Source organism: Sphingomonas sp. 179-A 2A2 NHS, assembly GCF_045371305.1.
Lineage (GTDB): Bacteria > Pseudomonadota > Alphaproteobacteria > Sphingomonadales > Sphingomonadaceae > Sphingomonas.
This window is the reverse complement of record NZ_JBIQDE010000005.1, coordinates 199,914-220,150: the sequence shown is the minus strand read 5'-3', so window position 1 is coordinate 220,150 and position 20,237 is coordinate 199,914. Positions and strand designations below refer to the sequence as shown.

At 69.6% G+C, this 20,237-nt stretch carries 18 protein-coding genes; 10 read left to right on the top strand and 8 right to left on the bottom strand.

Features of this window, described 5'->3' with window-relative positions; genetic code table 11:
- Positions 1–202 precede the first annotated feature (202 nt).
- The 3 genes from ACH0AE_RS12975 (at position 203) to ACH0AE_RS12965 (ending at position 2,833) form a co-directional block, all read left to right on the top strand.
- Complete coding sequence (locus ACH0AE_RS12975; protein WP_294445001.1) at positions 203–457, top strand: hypothetical protein; 255 nt, start codon at positions 203–205, stop codon at positions 455–457.
- 115 nt (positions 458–572) lie between these two features.
- Complete coding sequence (locus ACH0AE_RS12970) at positions 573–1,784, top strand: TIGR04063 family PEP-CTERM/XrtA system glycosyltransferase (protein ID WP_294445000.1); 1,212 nt, start codon at positions 573–575, stop codon at positions 1,782–1,784.
- Complete coding sequence (locus ACH0AE_RS12965; protein WP_406875786.1) at positions 1,781–2,833, top strand: hypothetical protein; 1,053 nt, start codon at positions 1,781–1,783, stop codon at positions 2,831–2,833. The genes ACH0AE_RS12970 and ACH0AE_RS12965 overlap by 4 nt, the downstream gene beginning before the upstream one ends.
- 6 nt (positions 2,834–2,839) lie before the next feature.
- Here ACH0AE_RS12965 and ACH0AE_RS12960 read toward each other — a convergent pair whose 3' ends face one another.
- Positions 2,840–3,145, bottom strand: coding sequence for a hypothetical protein (locus ACH0AE_RS12960; protein ID WP_294442989.1), 306 nt, complete (start codon positions 3,143–3,145; stop codon positions 2,840–2,842).
- Positions 3,145–3,318, bottom strand: coding sequence for a hypothetical protein (locus ACH0AE_RS12955; RefSeq protein WP_406875785.1), 174 nt, complete (start codon positions 3,316–3,318; stop codon positions 3,145–3,147). Before ACH0AE_RS12955 ends, ACH0AE_RS12960 begins: the two co-directional genes overlap by 1 nt.
- Before the next feature lie 83 nt (positions 3,319–3,401).
- Here ACH0AE_RS12955 and ACH0AE_RS12950 point away from each other — a divergent pair, with 83 nt between their 5' ends.
- Positions 3,402–4,013, top strand: a complete 612-nt coding sequence (locus ACH0AE_RS12950) for a S24 family peptidase (protein WP_294442990.1) — start codon at positions 3,402–3,404, stop codon at positions 4,011–4,013.
- Positions 4,014–4,073: 60 nt separating this feature from the next.
- Here the strand turns inward: ACH0AE_RS12950 and ACH0AE_RS12945 are convergent, their stop codons facing one another.
- Positions 4,074–4,256: a hypothetical protein gene (locus ACH0AE_RS12945; protein WP_294442991.1), complete on the bottom strand. Its 183-nt coding sequence runs from the start codon at positions 4,254–4,256 to the stop codon at positions 4,074–4,076.
- Positions 4,257–4,407: 151 nt separating this feature from the next.
- Here ACH0AE_RS12945 and ACH0AE_RS12940 point away from each other — a divergent pair, with 151 nt between their 5' ends.
- The 3 genes from ACH0AE_RS12940 to ACH0AE_RS12930 are packed head-to-tail and all read left to right on the top strand — an operon-like array spanning position 4,408 to position 10,718.
- Entirely contained in the window at positions 4,408–4,620 is a 213-nt protein-coding gene (locus ACH0AE_RS12940) for a hypothetical protein (RefSeq protein ID WP_294442992.1), read from the top strand.
- Positions 4,621–4,668: 48 nt separating this feature from the next.
- Positions 4,669–6,603, top strand: a complete 1,935-nt coding sequence (locus ACH0AE_RS12935; RefSeq protein WP_294442993.1) for an autotransporter assembly complex family protein — start codon at positions 4,669–4,671, stop codon at positions 6,601–6,603.
- Positions 6,603–10,718, top strand: coding sequence for a translocation/assembly module TamB domain-containing protein (locus tag ACH0AE_RS12930; RefSeq protein WP_294442994.1), 4,116 nt, complete (start codon positions 6,603–6,605; stop codon positions 10,716–10,718). Before ACH0AE_RS12935 ends, ACH0AE_RS12930 begins: the two co-directional genes overlap by 1 nt.
- Positions 10,719–10,768: 50 nt before the next feature.
- Here the strand turns inward: ACH0AE_RS12930 and ACH0AE_RS12925 are convergent, their stop codons facing one another.
- A complete protein-coding gene (locus tag ACH0AE_RS12925) occupies positions 10,769–11,167 on the bottom strand; it encodes a PIN domain-containing protein (protein WP_294442995.1) in 399 nt (132 codons plus the stop codon).
- The gene (locus ACH0AE_RS12920) at positions 11,164–11,433 is read right to left on the bottom strand and encodes an AbrB/MazE/SpoVT family DNA-binding domain-containing protein (RefSeq protein WP_294442996.1); all 270 of its coding nucleotides are present in this window, start codon (positions 11,431–11,433) and stop codon (positions 11,164–11,166) included. The genes ACH0AE_RS12925 and ACH0AE_RS12920 overlap by 4 nt, the downstream gene beginning before the upstream one ends.
- A gap of 105 nt (positions 11,434–11,538) precedes the next feature.
- Between ACH0AE_RS12920 and ACH0AE_RS12915 the strand changes: the two genes are divergently transcribed.
- Positions 11,539–13,314: an SLC13 family permease gene (locus tag ACH0AE_RS12915; protein ID WP_294442997.1), complete on the top strand. Its 1,776-nt coding sequence runs from the start codon at positions 11,539–11,541 to the stop codon at positions 13,312–13,314.
- A 151-nt stretch (positions 13,315–13,465) separates the two neighbouring features.
- Here ACH0AE_RS12915 and ACH0AE_RS12910 read toward each other — a convergent pair whose 3' ends face one another.
- Positions 13,466–13,762, bottom strand: a complete 297-nt coding sequence (locus ACH0AE_RS12910) for an EthD family reductase (RefSeq protein ID WP_294442998.1) — start codon at positions 13,760–13,762, stop codon at positions 13,466–13,468.
- A 60-nt stretch (positions 13,763–13,822) separates the two neighbouring features.
- Entirely contained in the window at positions 13,823–15,250 is a 1,428-nt protein-coding gene (locus ACH0AE_RS12905; RefSeq protein ID WP_294442999.1) for an aldehyde dehydrogenase family protein, read from the bottom strand.
- 216 nt (positions 15,251–15,466) lie between these two features.
- Between ACH0AE_RS12905 and ACH0AE_RS12900 the strand changes: the two genes are divergently transcribed.
- Positions 15,467–16,402, top strand: a complete 936-nt coding sequence (locus ACH0AE_RS12900) for a right-handed parallel beta-helix repeat-containing protein (protein WP_294443000.1) — start codon at positions 15,467–15,469, stop codon at positions 16,400–16,402.
- 84 nt (positions 16,403–16,486) lie between these two features.
- Here the strand turns inward: ACH0AE_RS12900 and ACH0AE_RS12895 are convergent, their stop codons facing one another.
- Positions 16,487–18,139: an alkaline phosphatase family protein gene (locus ACH0AE_RS12895; protein ID WP_406875784.1), complete on the bottom strand. Its 1,653-nt coding sequence runs from the start codon at positions 18,137–18,139 to the stop codon at positions 16,487–16,489.
- Between the two features lie 86 nt (positions 18,140–18,225).
- Between ACH0AE_RS12895 and ACH0AE_RS12890 the strand changes: the two genes are divergently transcribed.
- Entirely contained in the window at positions 18,226–20,235 is a 2,010-nt protein-coding gene (locus ACH0AE_RS12890; RefSeq protein ID WP_294443003.1) for a protein-disulfide reductase DsbD, read from the top strand.
- Positions 20,236–20,237: the final 2 nt, after the last annotated feature.

The window sequence follows — 20,237 nt, the reverse complement described above, 5'->3', positions numbered from 1 at the left end:
GCCGTTCGTCCCGAGGTTGGCGGCAGGGTAATGGCGGGCAGTTGACGCGCCGTAAACGAACCCGGCGCGGAAGATCAGGGGCGTTGCAGAAATGCCGCAGATCTTGCCAAATCGTGGAACGGATGGGACTTTCACGGAACCAAAGACGTTGGTGACCCGCGCCGCGCCCGTGCGTGCGCTGACACACTACGGGAGACGTCTTATGATCTCAAAACTTCTTGCCGGTCTTGCAGCCAGCGCGCTTGTCGCCGCGCCGGTCGCCGCGACCGCCGCACCTGCGGCGACCGCGCCGGCCGCGTCCAAGCTTTCCCTGACGCAGGCGCGCGCTGGTGCGCCGGTCGGCAAGGCGAGCAAGGCGGCAGCCGGGACGTGGGTGCCGGCGGTGCTGGCAGCGGCGATCGTGATCGGCGGCATCGTGCTCGTCGTGGACGATGACGACGATTCGGACAGCAACTGACCGGTAGCGGCGGAGGGGCATGTCTCCTCCGCCGCACCTTAGGCGGGTGGCCAGCGGGATCGCCGGCGCCTGATTTTGACTCGCCGTTAAGCGCGGCTGTGCCATCTGGGCAGCGATGCGCATCCTCCACGTTCTCGACCACGGCCTGCCGCTGCAGAGCGGTTACACGTTTCGCACGCGCGCCATCATCAAGGCGCAGCTGGCGCGCGGCTGGGACGTCGCGGCGGTGACGGGCGCGCGCTATCATCACGATGCGCCGGCGCACGAGGCGGTCGACGGGATCGATTTCCACCGCACACCCCGCGCGCTTCAGCTGCCCGCGCCGCTCGGCGAAGCAGCGGAGATCGCGGCCTTTTCGCGGCGCATCGCGGCCGTCGCCAAGGATTTCCGCCCGGACATCATCCACGCCCATTCGCCGGTGCTGGACGCGCTGGCCGCGTTGCCGGTGGTACGCCGGTTGAAGCTGCCGTTCCTCTACGAGATCCGCGCCTTCTGGGAGGATGCCGCGGTGGGCAACGGGACGGGACGCGAGGGATCGGCGCGGTACCGTGCGACTCGCGCGCTGGAGAGCTGGGCAGTGGCGCGGGCGGACGCGGTGGCGGTGATCTGCGAGGGGCTGAAGCAGGACCTGATCGCGCGCGGCGTGGCCGAGGACCGCATCATGGTATCCCCCAATGGCGTCGACATGGGCATGTTCGGCGATCCGCCGGCGCGCGACGATGCGCTGGCGGCAGAACTTGGGCTGGACGGCGAGGTGATCGGCTTCATCGGCAGCTTCTACGATTACGAAGGGCTGGACGATCTGATCGCCGCGATGCCGGCGCTGATCGCGCGGCGGCCCGGGGCGCAGCTGATCCTGGTCGGCGGCGGGCCGATGGAAGCAAGCCTGCGCGCGCAGGCCGCGGCGTCCCCGGCGGCGGCGCGCATCCGCTTCGTCGGGCGCGTGCCGCACCAGGAGGTGGAGCGCTATTACAGCCTGGTCGACGTGCTGGCCTATCCCAGGAAGCGGATGCGGCTGACCGATCTGGTGACGCCGCTGAAGCCGCTGGAGGCGATGGCGCAGGGGCGGCTGGTGGCGGCATCGGATGTCGGCGGCCATCGCGAGCTGATCCGCGATGGCGAAACGGGGACGTTGTTTGCGGCGGACGATCCGGCCGCGATCGCCACGGCGCTGGCCGGGCTGCTTGCGGACCGGGATGAATGGGACGCGCGGCGGGCGCGGGCGCGGGCGTTCGTCGAGCGCGAGCGTAACTGGTCGTCAAATATTTCGCGCTACGAACCGGTTTACCAGCGGCTGTTGGCTGCTCGGGAAAAAGGTGGTCGATGAGCGCGAAGCAACGAGATGCAGACGTGGTGCGGCGGATCGGTGCCGCGATCATGATCGCGGCCGGCGTGATCGTCGCCGCACTGGTCGCCGCCATGCCGCAGGTCGACCTCGACTTGGCGATGTGGCGCCTGTCGCTGCCGCAATTGCTGCACGCGGCGACGCCGCCGATCGGGGTGACCGGGCGAACGCTGCTGGCGCTAGTGGCGATGGCACCGTTCCTGGCGCTGGCAGCGGTGCTGTATTGGGGTGGGCGCCGGCCCGCGCCGGCTCGCGGCCGCCGGGTGACGGCGGAGCTACTGTCCGAAAGCGCGCCGGTGGTACGGCGGGCGGATGCGCATCCCGATGCCAATCCGCGCCGGCCGATCCGCGCCGCCGAAGACCTGGGCCCGCCGCTGCCGATGGTGACGGTGTCCGTCACGCGCGGCGTGCCGGAACTGGAGCAGCCGTTGCCGGCGGATCTCGACCAGCCGCTGGCCGCGTTCGACCCGATCTCGGTGCCCGACGTGCCGCGCGAACCGGTGCGGTCGGTGCCACAGCTCGCCCCGGCGCCACCGGTGCAGGAGATGGTGCCGGGACCCATTGCGCATGCGGAGCCGGCGCCGGTGGAAGAGATCGAAGAAACCCCTTTGGCTGAGTTCGAATCGCCGCCGATCATCCCGGTTGAGGTTGAGGTTGAGGTTGAGGTTGAGGTTGAGGTTGAGGTTGAGGTTGAGGCTGAGGCTGAGGCTGAGGCTGAGGCTGAGGCTGAGGCTGAGGCTGAGGCTGTGGCTGTGGCTGAGGCCGTCGCCGCGCCCGAACCGCTGCCGGAGCCGATGGCGGACGTTCCACCGGTGACGGCGCCGCGCGCGGAAACAGGTCAGGCGCAGCCCGAGCCGGCGGACGAGAGCCTGGCCAGCCTGCTCGAGCGTCTCGAGCGCGGGGCGCGGCGCAAGAAGGCGGCGCCCGCGACGCCTCAGATGCCGGCGGAGCCGGAGCCGCCGGCGGCCGCGGAGCAGCCGGCGAGCCTCGACGATACGCTCGTCATGCTGCGGCGGATGGCGCGCGGCTGACCGGATTCAAGCGCCGACCACCGTCAGCGCCTCGATCCGGACGTGAAGCATTCCGGCGCTTTCGCTGCGGCGGGTGACCGACAGTTCCGCCAGCAAATGCCCGGGTAGCGACACGTCGATGTCGCCGACCGTCTCCAGCCACGATCGGGCGGCCACTGGCGCCCGCATCTCGATCGCGTGACGCGCGCCGCTGAACGTGGCGCTGTGCCACGCGGTGGTCTCGTCAGCCGTGATCTCGATCGGCGTGCCGGCCAGCGCGGCCGAGGCGGTGAGCGCACGGCCGAGCAGGATGGTGGGGCAGGGGCCGCGCATCATTCCGCCCCACGCAACAAGGCCTCGACCCGCGCGCGGACGTGCGCGCCGGGCATGCGGCCCGCGCGCATGTCGAGCACGAGGCGCGGATCGTTGACCGCGCGGCGCCCGAAGGTGGTGGGAGCAACGCCCGTTCGGCGCAGGTAACGGTCAATCTCGACCAACAGGGACATGGCATCCTCCGATTCGCTGTTCCCATTTTGTTCCTGCAACTTCTCCAACTTGTCTAGGAAAAATCCTAGGCTATGATCGAGCGATGCGAACTGTCGGCGAGACCCTGGAACAACTGGCGGTGGCGCGCGGCGTGAGTCTGTCCGAACTGTCGCGGCTGATCGGTCGCAACCTTGCCTATCTGCAGCAATTCGTGCGGCGCGGGACGCCGCGGCAGCTGGCGGAGCGCGACCGGGCGACGCTCGCGCAGTTCCTGGGCGTTGACGAGGCGCTGCTCGGCGGGCCGGCGCGCGAGGCGGAGGTGGCGGTGCCGTATCTGTCGGTTGCCGCCTCGGCCGGGCGCGGCGCGGCACCGGGGGAGGAGCGCGTGGTGCGGGCGGAGCATTTCACCGCGCGGATGCTGCGTGACGCCGGCGTCAGCCCGGACAGTGCATCGATCATCGACGTGGTAGGCGATTCGATGGCCCCGGGCATGCTGGCGGGCGATCGCTTGCTGGTGGATTGCAGTGACGTGCGGCTGTCAGCGGGCGCGATTCACGTGGTGCGGCGGGGGGACGAGCTGCTGGTGAAGCGGCTGCGGCGCGAGGGCGCGCGGATCGTGCTGGCGAGCGACAATCCGGATTATGCGCCGATCACGTGCGCCGCCGGCGAGGTGACCGTGATCGGGCGGGTGAAGCTGTTGCTGCGCGCGCCCTAGGCGCTGGCGGCGTCTGGGGCATGTCCCCCGACGGCGCGCGGGACGAAGACGAGCATGCCGTCAGCTGCCGCGCGTGCGGTCTTTCTGCCAAAGGATGATCGCGACAACACTGCCGAAGGCAAGACCGGCGAGGAAGCCGATCGAGGGCTGGCCGAAGACAAGGCCGATGATCGTGCCGAGCAGCAAAGATGCGGCGATGATGAAGCCGCCGGCGTTGGCCGGCCGGGGTGCGGGATCGGTCATGATGGCGGCGCCCTTCGCACGTCGCGCGGCGCGACGCTACTGCCCGCGCGTTAACCGTCGCCGTTCACCGAGCCTAGGGAAGTGTACCGGTAGAGCGGCGAGCGAAGGCGGGAGAACACCGCCGCCCCCGAACACACCGAGAAGGTCGCCCTTGCCCAAGATCCTCTACCTCGCCGGGCGCGGCGCGGTCGCCGATGCCGCATCGCTGATCGAGATCCATGGCGATGCCGCCGCCGATGCCGCCGCAGCGCGCGCGGACGCCAGCCGCAGCCGTGGCAACTACATCCATTTCTGCCACTGGCGTCAGATCGAGCGGCTGATCGACTGGCTTGCGACCGACGCCCCCGTCGGCGCGGTGCATTGATCGCGCGGCGCCATTGCCGCGTGTCGCAGCTTTCCCTAGGGAATTGCCATGTTTGGGCGGGGCGCGCCGATCGGCGCGGCAGGTCTGGTCGCGTTCCTCGCCGCGTTACCCGCCGCGGCGCAACAGGCGAGTGCGCCTGTCGCAGAGCCGGCGCTGGACCCGAGCGCGCCACTGGCGGACATGCCCGACATCGGCGTCGCCTGGCCGGAGCTGACGCCCGAGCCCGCGAGCGCTGACCCGCGCAGCGCGGCGACGATTGGCGAGACTCGCTACAACTGGCGGATCGACGGCCTTGGCGCTGCCTCGACGCCGCTGCTGCGCCAGCGCTTCGCCGATTTGTCGGTGCTGGACCAGCATGACGGGGAGCCGGCCAATGCGGCGCAGCTCGACCGGCGCGCGCGTGAGGATTCCGAGCTGCTCCTGACGCTGCTGCGCGGCGAAGGCTATTATGATGCGCGCGTGCAGACCCGCGTCGAGCCCGGCGACGGGCGGCTGCAGGTGGTGCTGGAGGCGGAGCCGGGCGCGATCTACCGGCTGAAGGACGTGACGATCGAGGGCGTCGCCGCGGCGGGGGACAAGGCCGACGACCTGCGCCGGGCGTTCGGCGTGGCGCCCGACCAGCTGGTCAACGCCGACACGATCGCCGAGGCCGAGGCGCGGCTGCGCGCCGAGGTGGGGGCGCAGGGCTTCCCCTTCGCCAAGATCGGCGAGCCGGTGGTGACGATCGACCATGAGACGCAGACGGCGACGCTGGACCTGGCGCTCGATCCAGGCACGTCGCGGGTGTTCGGTGCGATCCGCACCAATGCCGACAACCATGTGTTCGACGCGAAGCACGTGCAGGAGATCGCGCGGTTCGATCCGGGCGACCTTTATTATGCGCCGAGGCTCGACGATCTGCGCCGCGCACTGATCCAGACCGGCCTCGTCTCGGTTGCGGAAGTGAAGCCGGTGCCGGGGACGACCCCGGGGACGGTCGACATCGACGTCCGGCTGGAACCGGCGCCGCCGCGCACCATCGCGGGCGAGATCGGCTATGGCACCGGTGAAGGCGCGCGCGTCGAGGCGAGCTGGACGCATCGCAACCTGTTCCCGCCCGAAGGCGCCCTGACGCTGCGCGCGGTGCTGGGCACGCAGGAGCAGCTTGGCGCGGTGACCTATCGCCGCAACAACTTCCGTGGGCGCGACCGGGTGCTGACGGGGCAGATCGCAGCCGCGCATACGCGGCGCGACGCTTATGAGGCGCGCACCTTCACGCTGTCCGGCAGCCTCGAGCGGCAGACCAACATCTTCTTCCAGAAGGCCTGGACCTGGTCGCTGGGCGCGGAGCTGCTGACATCCGACGAGCGCGACGTGATCGTATCGACCGGCGAGCCGCGGCGGCGCACCTTTTTCATCGCCGCCGCGCCGAGCAGCCTGATCTACGACGGGTCCGACGATCTGCTCAATCCGACGCGCGGCTTCCGGCTGGGCGGGCGGCTGAGCCCCGAACTGTCGCTTCAGGGATCGGCCTTCGGTTATGCCCGCACGCAGGTGGATGCGAGCGCGTACAAGTCGGTCGGCGGGGTGGTGCTGGCCGGGCGGGTGCGGCTGGGCACGATTGTCGGCGCGCCGCGCGACGCGATCGCGCCGTCGCGGCGCTTCTATGCCGGCGGCGGCGCATCGGTGCGCGGCTACGGCTACCAATCGATCGGGCCGCGCGATCCGAACAACGATCCGATCGGCGGGCGCAGCCTGGCCGAATTCGCGATCGAGGCGCGGGTGAAGGCGTTCGGCAATTTCGGCGTGGTGCCGTTCTTCGACGCGGGCAACATCTACACCCGGCCGCTGCCGGACTTTTCGGGGCTCCGCTACGGCGCGGGCGTCGGCGTGCGCTATTACAGCAGCTTCGGGCCGATCCGCGTCGACGTGGGCACGCCGCTGAACCCGCAGCCCGGCGACTCGCGGCTCGCGGTGTACGTCTCGCTCGGACAGGCGTTCTGATGCGCACCGTGTGGCGCTGGGTGCTCGGCGGCCTGCTGTTGGTGGTGGCGATCCTCGCCGCGAGCCTGTGGATCGTCGATACCGATGTCGGCCATCGCTGGGTGGCCGAGCGGATCAACAAGGCGCGGCCGGCGAACGGCCTGCGCTTCACCGTCGGGCGGATCGACGGATCGCTGTACGGCGCGGCGGTGCTGCGCGACGTGCGGGTGCACGATCCCGAGGGGCTGGTGTTCGTCGCGCCGCGCGCGGACCTCGACTGGCGGCCGTTCGCCTGGCTTTCCGGGCGGCTGGAGATCCGATCGCTCGTCGTGCCGGTGGCGACGCTGGCGAAATGGCCGCGCACGCGGCCGACCGGGCGGCAGGGGCCGATCCTGCCCGATTTCGACATTGTCATCGGGCGGCTTTCGGTCGAGCGGCTGGTGGTGGCGAAGCAGGTGACCGGGCGCACCCGCTACGGCCGGGTGAACGGGCGCGCGGATATCCGGGGCGGCAAGGCGCTGGTGGAGCTGAGCGCGCTCGTCGAGGGCAGCGACCGGCTGGAATTGAAGATCGATGCCGCGCCCGATCGCGACCGGTTCGACATCGACGTCCGGGCGCGGGGCGCGGCGCAGGGGCTGCTGGCGCGCACGGTGGGCATTCGCCAGCCGCTGTCACTGGACGTCGGCGGCGCGGGGCGTTGGACTGCGTGGCAGGGGCGGGCGGTGGCGCTGGCGGGCGGGGTGCGAGTGATCGACCTGGCGCTGGGCAACCGCGCGGGCGCCTATACGCTGACCGGCATGATCGCGCCCAGGACGCTGACCAAGGGCAAGCTGCAGCGGCTGACCAGCCCGAGCGTGGCGGTGAACGGCGGCGCGACGCTGGCAAACCGCCGGCTCGAGGGCAATCTGTCGCTGCGCTCGGCAGCGTTGGCGGTGGAGGCGGACGGCACGGCGGATCTGGGCGCCGGCGCGTGGCGCAACCTTCGGCTGCGCGCGCAGCTGCTGCGGCCCGCGGCGCTCTTCCCGAACATGAGCGGGCGCAACGTGGAGCTGCGTGCGGTGCTGGACGGGCCGTTTGCGACCGCCGCTTTCGACTATCGCATCACGGCGCCGCGCGTGGCGTTCGACAATACCGGGTTCGAGATGGCGCGGGCGGCAGGCAAGGGGCGGCTGTCGCCGCCGCCGGTGCTGCTGCCAGTGCGCCTGACCGCAGCGCGCGTGACCGGGGTGGGCGATGTCGCGGGCGGCATCCTGCGCAACCTGTCGGTGGATGGCGTGCTGCGCGTCACGTCGCGCATGGTGACCGGAGACGACCTTCGCCTGCGCTCCGACAAGCTGACGGGACGGATCGGGCTGGTGCTGGACCTGCGCACCGGGGAATATCAGGTCGGGCTGAACGGCGTGCTGGGGCGGTATCTGATCCCGGGGCTGGGCGTCGTCGACGTGACCTCGCGGCTGCGCGTCGTGCCCGGGCCAGGCGGGCGTGGCACGCGCGTGGTGGGCAGCGGGACGGCGCAGATGGTGCGGCTGGACAATGCCTTCTTCCGCAGCCTGGCCGGCGGGCTGCCGCGAATCGTGACCGGGCTGGAGCGGACGCCCGACGGCATCCTCCACTTCCGCAACCTGGTGCTGACCGGGCCGTCGATCCGGTTAACCGGCAACGGATACCGGCGGCGCGACGGCACCTTCCACTTCGAGGGCGGCGGGCGGCAGGCGAGCTATGGGCCGGTGACGCTGACGCTGGACGGGCCGATCGAGCGGCCGAAAATGGACCTTCGCTTCCAGCGCCCGAACGAGGCGATGGGGCTGCGCGACGTGCGGTTGCACCTCGATCCCACGGCGAGCGGCTTCGCCTTTGGTGCGGCTGGCACCTCCCGGCTCGGGCCGTTTGACGGTGCGGGCGAGATCCTGCTGCCACGCGGCGGACAGGCGCAGATCGCGGTGGCGCGGCTGGACGTGAGCGGAACGCGGGCGGCGGGCACGATCGACATCGTCGAGGGTGGCTTTGCCGGGCGGCTGGCGGTCTCCGGCGGCGGGATCGATGGCGAGGTGCTGCTGAACCCGGTCGGCGACATCCAGCGGATCGCCGCCCGGCTTGGCGTGCGCGATGCGACGCTGGCGGACGCCGTGACGGTCCGGCAGGGGCGGCTCGACATGGTGGCGCTGCTCGATCCGACGGGCACGTCGGTCGAGGGGAGCGTGAGCGGTCTCGGGCTGCGGCGCGGGGCGCTGAGCCTGGCACGGTTCAACGCGACCGTGCGGCTGCGCGGGGGCGAGGGGCAGGTGCGGGCGAATATCGCCGGATCTCGCGGGCGCGCATTCGCGATCCAGAGCGTGATCGACGTCGCGCCCGACAGCTATCGCATCGCGGCGGAGGGGACGGTCGATCGCCGCCCGCTGCGCCTGGAGACGCCGGCGGTGCTGACGCGCGACGGCGAGGCGTGGCGCCTGGCCGCGACGAAGCTTGCCTTTGCGGGCGGCGAGGCGATGATATCCGGCCGGTTCGCCCCCGATGGCAATACGATCGACGCAGCGCTGGCGCGGATGCCGCTTGCCGTGCTCGACATCGGGCAACCCGGGCTTGGCCTTGGCGGCACGGCATCGGGCAAGCTCAGCTACACGAGCAGCGCGGGCGGGGCGCCGACGGGCCGGATCGACATGACGGTGCGCGGGCTGACGCGGTCGGGGCTGCTCCTGTCCTCCGCCCCGATCGACATGGGGATCGCCGGCGTGCTGACGGCCGACAAGGCCGGGATCCGCGCGATCGTCGCTTCGGGGGGCAAAACGGTGGGACGTGCGCAGGCGCTGCTGCGGCTGGGCGAGGGGGATCTTGCGACGCGGGTGGCGCGCGCCGGGTTGTTTGCGCAAATGCGCTACGACGGGCCGGCCGATACGATCTGGCGATTAAGCCGGCAGGAGATGTTCGACCTGTCCGGCCCGGTGTCGATCGCTGCCGACGTAAGCGGAACGGTGGCGAGCCCGACGATCCGGGGCGCGGTGCGCGCGAACGGGGCGCGGATCGAGAGCGCAACGACGGGCACGATCCTGACCAACGTTCAGGCGGCGGGCCGCTTCGCCGGATCGCGGCTCGCGATCGAGCAGTTCAGCGCGGATGCCGGGCGCGGCGGGCGCGTGAGCGGCACCGGCCGGTTCAACTTCGGTGCTGAAGAGGGCGTAGGGCTGGACCTGACGCTGAACGCCGACAAGGCAGTGATGATCAACCGCGACGATATTGGTGCAACCGTGACGGGGCCGCTGCGGTTCCAGTCGAGCGGGCGCGGCGGGCTGATCTCGGGCGCGGTTCGGCTTGACCAGAGCCGGTACCGGCTGGGGCAGGCGACCGCGGCGAGCGCAGTGCCGCGGCTCAACGTGCGCGAGATCAACCGCATCGACACGGGCGAGGAGCTGGCGCGGCCGCCCACGCCGTGGCGGCTCGACATCCATGCGCGTGCCTCCGACCAGCTGCTGGTCAGCGGGCTGGGGCTGACGAGCGAATGGTCCGCCGACCTGGCGATCGGCGGCGCGCCGGACAATCCGGCGATCACCGGGCGCGCGGACCTGATCCGCGGCGATTACGAGTTCGCCGGCCGCGAGTTCGAGCTGGTGCGCGGCGTGATCCGCTTCGCCGGCGAAGTGCCGGCCAATCCGGCGCTCGACATCGAGGCGAATGCCGACACCACCGGCCTGAACGCCTCGATCCGGGTGACGGGCGTGGCGCTGAAGCCTGAGATCACCTTCACCAGCGTGCCTGCGTTGCCGGCGGACGAGCTGTTGTCCCGATTGCTGTTCGGCACGTCGATCACCAACCTGTCGGCGCCTGAGGCGCTGCAGCTGGCCGCGGCGGTGGCGGCACTGCGGGACGGGAACGGTGGGCTCAATCCGATCAACGCGGTGCGCCGTGCCGCGGGCCTCGATCGCCTGCGCATCCTGCCGGCCGATCCGCAGACCGGACAGGGAACGTCGATCGCGGCGGGCAAGTACGTGACCCGGCGGCTGTACGCGGAGATCGTGACCGACGGGCAGGGCTATTCCGCGACTCGCGTCGAGTTCCAGGTGACGCGCTGGCTGTCGCTGCTCTCGAGCATCTCCACGTTGGGGCGGCAAAGCGCGAACGTCCGGATTTCGCGGGATTATTGAGGACGCGGAAGGCTCGCCGGACGCGGCGGAGGATCAAGCCGGAACCCGGGTTATACTGCCTGCCACACTTCGAGGCTCAGGCCGGGAATAACGCGAAAATCATCGGCGTTCATCGTGATGAGCCTGAGCTGATGCACTATCGCCGTGGCAGCGATCAGCCGATCAAGCACCTGCCGACGGGAATAGCCAAGAGCCTCGACGATCGTCCGATATTGCGCCGCCACCTTGTCATCGACCGGCAGCGTAGGCAACGTCGCCAGAAGACGGTCGAGCGCGGCGCGACGATGCTCCCGAAGTGCAGGCACGGCGACGACGCCACCTTCCAGTTCAATCCGGGTGATGAGTGACAGGTGGGGGATGACACCGAGGGTTACCAGGCGCTGGCTGACGCCCGCCGTCCCATCGCGCAGGTGAATCGCCGCGTCGCTGTCGAGCAGGAACCCGTTCACGTCGCAGCACGGGCCGGGATTTCAACCGGATCGCGCTGGCCGCGTTCCCGACGCAGCGGGGCATCGGACCAGATATCCTGAAGCGTAGTGGCAAGTGCGGCGATGCGCTTCTTCTCCTCGGCGGGATCGTTCTTGAGCGTGACCTCGATCTTGTTGCCGACGCGCTCGAGCAACACGCCCATCCCGATCTCGGCGCCAAGCTCTTTGGGCAAGCGTATCGCGGCGCTATTGCCGCTCTTGAAGATCTTTCCTTCTATGACACCCATCGCGACCTCCGTATATCCGTGTATATACGATATCGTACCGGTCCACGCAACCGAACGCCCTGCGCGCCGTTTCCGCTTCATCTTCAACGCCATCGCCGGGGACCGATGACGCTGCCGCAATATCTCTCCCTCGCCACGTTGGCGGGGATGATGGCGCTCTTCATCTGGGGGCGCTTTCGCTACGACGTGGTGGCGATCCTGGCGTTGCTCGCGGCGCTGGCGCTTGGCATCGTCAAGCCAGAGGAGGCGTTCAAGGGCTTTTCCGACGATATCGTCATCATCGTCGGATCGGCGCTGGTGATCTCGGGCGCGGTGCAAAGATCGGGCGTGATCGAGCGGGCGTTGCGCGGCATCTCGCGGCGGGTGCGCAGCGTGCGTGGGCAACTGCTGGTGCTGACGGGATCGGTCGGCGTGGCGAGTGCGCTGGTCAAGAACATCGGCGCGCTGGCGATGCTGATGCCGGCGGCGTTCCAGATGGCGCGCAGGAGCAATGCGAGCCCCTCCGTGTTCCTGATGCCGATGGCGACCGCCTCGCTGCTGGGCGGGCTGATGACGCTGGTCGGCACGTCACCCAACATCATCGTCAGCCGGGTGCGCGAGCAGATGACCGGGCATCCGTTCGGCATGTTCGATTATACGCCGGTGGGCGCGTGCCTGCTGCTGATCGGGCTGCTGTATCTTGCCGTTGCCTATCGCCTGATCCCGGCCGACCGGCGCGCGGCGCCGACGATGGGCGAGGCGCTCGACATCACCGGCTATGTCACCGAAGTCGTCGTTTCCGAGGGATCGCCGGCGGTCGGCGAGACGGTGGGTGAGTTCCTGGAGCGGCACGAGCAGGAAATCACCATCACGCAGATCCTGCGCGCCGAGATGCGCAGCGCGCCGCACCGTGATGACGTGCTGCACGAGGACGACGTGCTGATCCTGGCCGGCGAGCCCGACGCGCTGGAGCGCGTGATCGCGCGCGACCGGCTGAAGCTGGAAGGCGCGGACCGGCTGGCGCCGGAAGGATCGGCCGGTGACGAGACGGGCGTGATCGAAGCGGTGATCAACATCGGTTCAATCCTCGTCGGGCAGACGGCGGGGCGAATCCGGCTGCAGACGCTGTACGGCATCAACCTGATCGCGATTTCTCGCGGGGGCGAGCGGCTGTCGCGGCGGCTGGCCAATACCGTGCTGCGTGCGGGCGACGTGGTGGTGCTTCAGGGGCCACTCGGCCTGTTGCCCGAGCGACTGCGCGATCTTGGCTGCCTGCCGCTCGCGGAGCGCGAGATGCGGCTCGGCACGTCGCGCAAGGGCTGGCTGGCGGTGGCGATCCTCGGTGTCGCGATGAGCGCGACGGCGCTGGGGCTGGTGCCGGTGGCGGTGGCGTTCTTCGCGGCGGCGGGCACAATCCTCGCAATCGGCGCGCTGCCGCTGCGCGATGCGTACGACCATATCGAATGGCCGATCCTGATCATGCTGGGCGCGCTGATCCCGGTATCGGATACGCTGCGCACGACCGGGGCCTCGGACGTGATCGCGACATGGCTGGCGCAGGTGGCACAGACGCTGCCCGGCTGGGGCGCGGTGGCGCTGATCCTGGCGGCAGCGATGGCGGTGACGCCGTTCCTGAACAATGCGGCGACGGTGCTGGTGATGGCACCGATCGCGGCGACCTTTGCCAGTGATCTTGGCTATCGCCCCGAAGCGTTCCTGATGGCGACCGCGGTGGGCGCGGGATGCGATTTCCTGACCCCGATCGGGCACCAGTGCAACACGCTGGTGATGGGGCCGGGCGGCTATCGCTTCGGGGATTATGCGCGGCTTGGCGCGCCTTTGTCGCTGATCGTGGTGGCGGTCGGGACGCCGCTGATCATCTTCTTCTGGCCGCTGGCGTAAGACCCGCTCACCGGCGTTGAAACGCGCGCGCGTGGGGCACCTGCTTCGACAGGCTCAACACGATCGTTTGTGATTGGGGCAAGTCACCCCGGTTCGAGCCCGGGGTGACGGAATATCTAAATAATGCGTCCTCCCGCGCGGAGGAGCGGGATCAGAGCGGCTTGCCGATCATGATCGCCGGCGTGATGTCGGTGAAGTTCGCCACGTCCGCCTGAAGCTCGCCCATGCGCGGGTTGGCCATGGCCTGGCCCATCGCTTCGGGCGACGCGAAGTGGAAGTGCGCGATGAGCGCATATGGCGGGGTGCCGCCGCCGGGGGCCACGCCCTCGATCAGTTCGACGCGATCGGGATTCCAGATCGCCTTGGCGAGCTCGGCATGGGTCGCCTTGTAATAGGCGCCGTCGAACTTGGCGCCTTCGTGGTTCGGATATAGCACGGTGACGATCATATCTTCTCTCCCATGAAAGACGGGCGCCCTTGCGTGGGGCGCCCGTTCATTAGTTCCGGCTCAGGCGGGTTCGCCGATGATGGTCTTCACTTCCATGAAATCGGTGAGGCCCCACTTGCCGCCTTCACGGCCGTTCCCCGACGACTTGTAGCCGCCGAACGGCGTCGCTCCGTTCGGCCCCCAGGCGTTGATCGTGACGAGGCCGGCACGCAGCTTGCCGGCGATCTTCGCGGCTTCCGCCGGATCGCCCGAGATCGTCGCCGACAGGCCGTATTCGGTGTCGTTCGCCATCTCGACCGCTTCGTCGGTGTCGCCATAGGTGGTGATCGTTGCGACCGGTCCGAACGTTTCCTCGCGATAGATGCGCATGTCCGGCGTCACGTCCGCGAGCACGGTCGGCTTTACGTAGTAACCGGCGTTGCGGCCGTCCGGACGGCCGACGCCGCCAGTGACGAGGCGGGCGCCTTCGTCGAGCGCGGACTGAATCAGCCCCTGGATCTTCTCGAACTGCGCCTTGTTGACGACCGGGCCGATGTGCGCGCCTTCCTTCTCGGGGCTGTCGACCTGCGTCGCTTCCATGATCGCCTTCACGACTTCCTCAGCCTCGCCGACCTGGCTCTTGTGGACGAGGAGGCGGGTGGGCGCGATGCAGCTCTGGCCGGTGTTGGCGATGACGCCGGCGAGCGTCGGCGGCAGCACTTCGCCGAGCTTCGCGCCCTCGAGCACCACATTCGGGGCCTTGCCGCCGAGTTCCTGGTGGACGCGCTTGACCGTCGCGGCGGCGGCCGTCGCGACGGCGATGCCGGCGCGGGTGGAGCCGGTGAAGCTGACCATGTCGACGTCCTTGTGCGCCGAAAGCGCCGCGCCGACCGTCGGGCCGTCACCATTGACGAGGTTGAAGACGCCTGCGGGAACGCCGGCTTCCTCGAGGATCTCGGCCAGGATCATCGCATTCGACGGCGCTTCTTCCGACGGCTTCAGGATCATCGTGTTGCCGGCGGCGAGCGCCGGCGCGACCTTGGCGCAGATCTGGTTGAGCGGCCAGTTCCACGGCGTGATCATGGCGACGACTCCGATCGGCTCATGAACCACGCGCGCGCCCTTGGCGGCGGTTTCGGAGAAGCTGAATTCCTTCAGCGCGGCGAGCGTGCCCATGAAGTGGCCGAGGCCGGCGGGGGCCTGCGCCATGCTGGCGAAGGAGATCGGCGCGCCCATTTCGCGGCTGGTGGCGGCGGCGAGATCGGGAATGCGCTTCTTGTAGAGTGCGATCACTTTTTCGAGGATCGCGGCGCGCTCGTCGACGCTGGTCTGCGACCAGGTCTTGAACGCCTTCTTCGCGGCAGCGACCGCCTTGTCGACGTCCGCCGCCGAGCCGAGCGTGATCTCGGTGCAGGGCTGCTCGGTCGCCGGATCGATCACCTGGTGCCGGGTGCCGCCGTCGCTGTCGACCCAGGCGCCATCGATATAGTGCTTCAGGTAGCTTTGCATGTGAGCCTCTCCGCCTAAGGATTTGACGTTTCGGTACGCTAATGAGACCGACTTAGGTCGGTTGCAACTGGAAACGCGATATGGCGCGCCCGTGCCGCGACGGGACAGCGGGGGTGCGCGTCAACCGATGCGCCGGGCGGGCATGGGCGTTAACCCCGGAAGCTGCTGCCGCTGCTCGCCGCCGCGCGACAGGGCGGCAGGGAAAGGACTTTCTTCATGCGCATTCCCGCTGTTCTCCTGATGGTTGCGCTCGCCGCGCCGGCCGCCGCACAGCAAGGCCGCGGACCTTTCACGGTGCAGGAGACCGGCCAGAGCTTCGCGACGCTGGACGATGCGCTGATGGAGAATCGCGGGCGCGACTTCACCGTGCTGATCGCACCGGGCGTGTATCGCGAGTGCGCAGTACAGCAGGCGGGCCGCATCACCTTCAAGGCGGTGGAGCCGGGGACCGCGATCTTCGAGGGCGCGTGCGAGGGGAAGGCGGCGCTGGTGCTGCGCGGCGGCGGGGCGGTGGTCGACGGCCTCGTCTTCCGCAAGATCCGGGTGCCGGATGGCAATGGCGCGGGGATCCGCATCGAGATTGGCGACCTCGTAGTGCGCAATTCGATGTTCCTCGACAGCCAGGAGGGGATCCTGGGCGGCACCGATGACGCATCGAACGTCACGATCGATCGATCGACCTTCTCGGGGCTGGGGCAGTGCCATGAGACCGAGGATTGCGCGCATTCGGTGTACCTCGGCAGCCGTGGCAGCGTGACGATCACCAATTCGCGCTTCGATCGCGGGCAGGGCGGCCATTACGTCAAGCTGCGCGTGCCCAAGGTGCGGATCACCGACAACAGCTTCGATGATACGGCGGGCGACCGGACGAACTACATGATCGACCTGCCCGAAGGGGCGACCGGCGAGATCGCGCGCAACACCTTCGTCCAGGGTACGCGCAAGGAAAATTGGGGCGGGATGATCGTGGTGGCGGCGGAGCAGCGCAAGTACCGCTCCGCGGGCCTTAGCGTGCACGACAATGTCGCGAGCCTGGCGCCGGGGCAGGCGAAGAGCCCGGCGTTCGTGGCGAATGTGAGCGGTGAGCGGGTGGCGCTAGGCGAGAACCGGCTAGGGCCAGGGGTGCGCGCGTACGAGGTGCGGCAGCCGTAGGCGGACGTACCGACGGCGAATGGGCGGGGAGTGTGGACGAGCCCCGCCCTGCCCCTCCCCCGGAGGGGAGGGGCTTAGTGTCGATTAGCTGCAGGTGTTGGCGGGGCCGCTGTCGAGATCGAGGCAGCGGCCGTCGAGGCCGTTGACCTTGAGGCCGATGGTGGCGGCGAGCGTTGGCACGATATCCACCGTTTCCACCGACTGCGGCTGTTCGAAGCCGTTCATGCCCTTGCGCCAGAACAGGATCGGCACGCGGCGGTCATAATCCCAAGGGCTGCCGTGTGTCGCGACATAGCCGGGGCCAGGCTTGGCGATGCCGGTGACGCGGGGCTTCAGCATGATGAGGAAATCGCCCGACCGCTCCGGATCGAACGAGGCATGGGCGCGCTGCAGCAGCGTCCAGGTTTCGGGCGGTGCAGCCGGGACCGACGAGGCGGCGATCTCGTCACGGGTATAGACCGCCTGCACCTGCGGATGGGCGCGGATCTGCTTCACCGCTGCGGCGATGACGGCGGCGCGCTTGTTGGCGGGAACGCTGTCCGAAACGTAGACGTCGCCTTCCGAGCCGAGCAGGACCGGGCCCGCGATGCCGAGCTGCTTGCCGATCGCGGCGCCAATATCGGACACAGACAGATCGGCCGCGACGCGGCTTTCCATGGGCATCGCGCGCTGCTGCTGGCGCTCCGTCGTGTCATGGCCGCCGTGGTCGGCGGTCAGCACCACTTCATAGTCGATGCCCCACGAATCGAGCGTGGCGAGGAAGCCGCCGATGGTGCGATCGAGTTCCGCCATCTGGAGGCACATCTCGCCGCCGCCCGGGCCATAGCCGTGGCCGACATAATCGGTAGCCGAGGCGCCGATCGCGATCAGATCGGGGGCGGTGCCCTGACCGAGCTTCATGTCCTGGATGAGGCCAGCGGCGATCGCGAAGACCGCGCCGTCGAGCGCGGGCGAGGCGCGAAAGGCGCGCGTGTCACCGGCGGCGCGGGCGAAGCGGCCGTTGCCCATCACCTGCCCGCCGATGTCGATCGGCTGCATCAGCGGCCGGCAGAAGCCGGGCACCGGCAGCGGCTCCTGCGGGGAAGCGATCAGCTTTGCCACCGCGTCACGCCCGCGCTGGACGGCGCCGGGGACCGGACGGCCGGCGTAGGAGACGAAATCCTTGCCGCCCCAGAACCAGAGCTCGTCCACCTTGTGGCCGCCCATCATGATCGCCGCGCGATCCTTGCCGGCGACCGCGACGACGCGGCTGGCGGGGTTTGCCGCCTTCATCATCTCGCCGAGCGTCGGCACCTTCAGGTGAAGATCGGACGGGGTGTAGACATTGTGGTTGCTGCCGGCGACGCGCTCGTCCTCGGCGCAATAGACCTGCTTGTCCTCCCGCGGCGCCTTCTGATCGATCCAGGTGTTGGCGATGATGCCGGTGTGGCCGGGGCGCATCCCGGTGAGGATCGTCGAGTGGCCGGGGCACGTCTCGGTCGCGGCGTGGCTCTGGTAGCCCGCCGGGAAGACGGCGCCCTGCAGCAAGCGCGCGAACCCGTCAGTGAAGTGATTGCGATATTGCGCGAAGAGATCGGCCGAGAACTGATCCACCGAGATCGCGACGATCAGCTTGGGCGGGGTGCTTGGCGCGGGGGCGGAAGTCGTGACAGTCGTGGAGCCAGCGTCGGGCGCGGCTTCCTGCGCGGCGACGGGCAGCGCGATCGAGGCGAGAAGGGCGGCAAGAAGAGCTTTCATCGGGGACCTTAGGTGCATTGCGGGGCCGAGCGCGGTATGTGCCTGACATGGCGGCTAGGCAAGCTTGGGTAGCAACCCTGTTTTTCATGGTCATGACGCTGCTGGCGCAGGCCGCCGCAGCGCAGGTGCCGGGCATGCAAACGCGGCATGTCGCGATCAGCCTGGTTCCCGAGACGCCGCAGCCGGCGCCGGGATCGATCGTGACGCTGGCGTTTGATTCGCGGCCCGAGAAGGGCTGGCACGGCTATTGGAAGAACGGCGGCGACGCCGGGATCGAGACGCAGCTGAAGTGGACGCTGCCCGATGGGATAAGCGCAGGCGAGCTGCGTTATCCGGTACCCGGACGGCTGATCGTCGGCGGGCTGATGAACTACGTCTATGAGGCGCCGTTCGCGCAGCTGGTGGATCTCAAAATTCCCGCGGGGCTGGCGCCGGGCACGCGGCTGCCGGTGAGCGTTAAGGCGGATTATCTCGTCTGCACCGAGGAGATCTGCGTACCCGAGACGCAGATGCTGTCGACCGAGCTGACGGTGGGCGATGGCGCCGTGGACCCGGCAACGCGCGCGAAGTTCGATCGCTGGCGGCAGAAGCTGCCGCGGCCGCTCGGCTCCGAAGGCGTGTGGCAGGCAGCGCAGGGCGAGTTCCGGCTGGGCGTGCCGTTCCCCGCGAGCGCGACCGCAGAGCAGATCTATTTCTATCCCCTCGCTGGCGGCGCGATCGATTATGCCGCGCCGCAGGCGGCAGTGCGCGACGGCGACCGGATCGTGGTGACGACGAAGGCGGCGCAGACGCCGGCGACGGGCGCGATCGAGGGCGTGCTGGCGACCGGGGACGGCGAGGGATTCTCCATTCGCGCGGTGCAGGGCACCGTGGCGGCGGCGGAGGGATCATCGGGGCTTGGCACGGCCGGGTGGCAGGCGGCGGCGCTGGCGTTCGGCGGCGCGCTGATGGGCGGGCTGCTGCTCAACATCATGCCCTGCGTCTTTCCGATCCTGAGCCTGAAGGCGCTGAGCCTCGCCAAATCGGGCGAGACGGAGAGCGCGGCGCGGCGCGAGGCGCTGGCCTATACCGCCGGCGTGGTGCTGGTGTGCCTGGCACTGGGCGGCGCGTTGCTGGCGCTGCGCGCGGGCGGCGCAACGGTTGGCTGGGCATTCCAGCTGCAGGACCCGCGGGTGATCGGGGTGCTGCTGCTGCTCGTCACCGCGATTGCGCTGAACCTCGCCGGCTTGTTCGAGCTGCCGACGCCGCGCTTCGCCAGTCGGTCGGGCGCGAGCGGCGCCTTCGCCACTGGCGCACTGGCCGCATTCGTAGCGACGCCGTGCACAGGCCCGTTCATGGGCGCGGCACTCGGCGCGGCCCTCGTGCTGCCGGCGGCGGCGGCGCTACTGGTGTTCGCCGGGCTGGGGCTGGGGATTGCGCTGCCGTTCCTAGCGATCGGCTTCGTACCGGCGCTGCGGCGGCGGTTGCCGCGCCCGGGCGCGTGGATGGGGCGGCTGCGGCGCATCCTGTCCGTGCCGATGTTCCTCACCGCGCTGGCGCTCGCCTGGGTGTTGGGGCGGCAGGCGGGCGTCGACGGGATGACGATTGGGCTGGCTGCCGTGCTGCTGGCGGGGTTCGGCCTGTGGTGGACCGGGCGGCGGCAGGCGAGCGGTGGCGAGCGGGCGTGGTGGCCGGCGGTGCCCGCGCTGGCGCTGGCGGCGGTGGCAGTGGTGCTGGTGAAGCCGCAGGCGGCGACCTCAGCGCCGGCGCTCGCGGGAGCGGAGCCGTTCAGCGAGGCGCGGCTTGCCGCCCTGCGTGCGGAAGGGCGGCCGGTGTTCGCCTATTTCACCGCCGACTGGTGCCTGACGTGCAAGGTCAACGAAAAGGCGGCGATCGAGACCGACGTTGCGACTCGGGCGTTCAAGGACGGCGGTGTCGCGGTGCTGGTGGGCGACTGGACGGACGGCGATCCGGTGCTTGGCCGGTTCATCGAGACGCACAACCGCGCCGGCGTGCCGCTGTATCTCTGGTATCCCAAGGGCGCACCCGAGCCGCAGGTCTTGCCGCAAGTGCTGACCGCAGGCATGCTCGCGCAATTGCCGGGGGGCACGACTTGAGG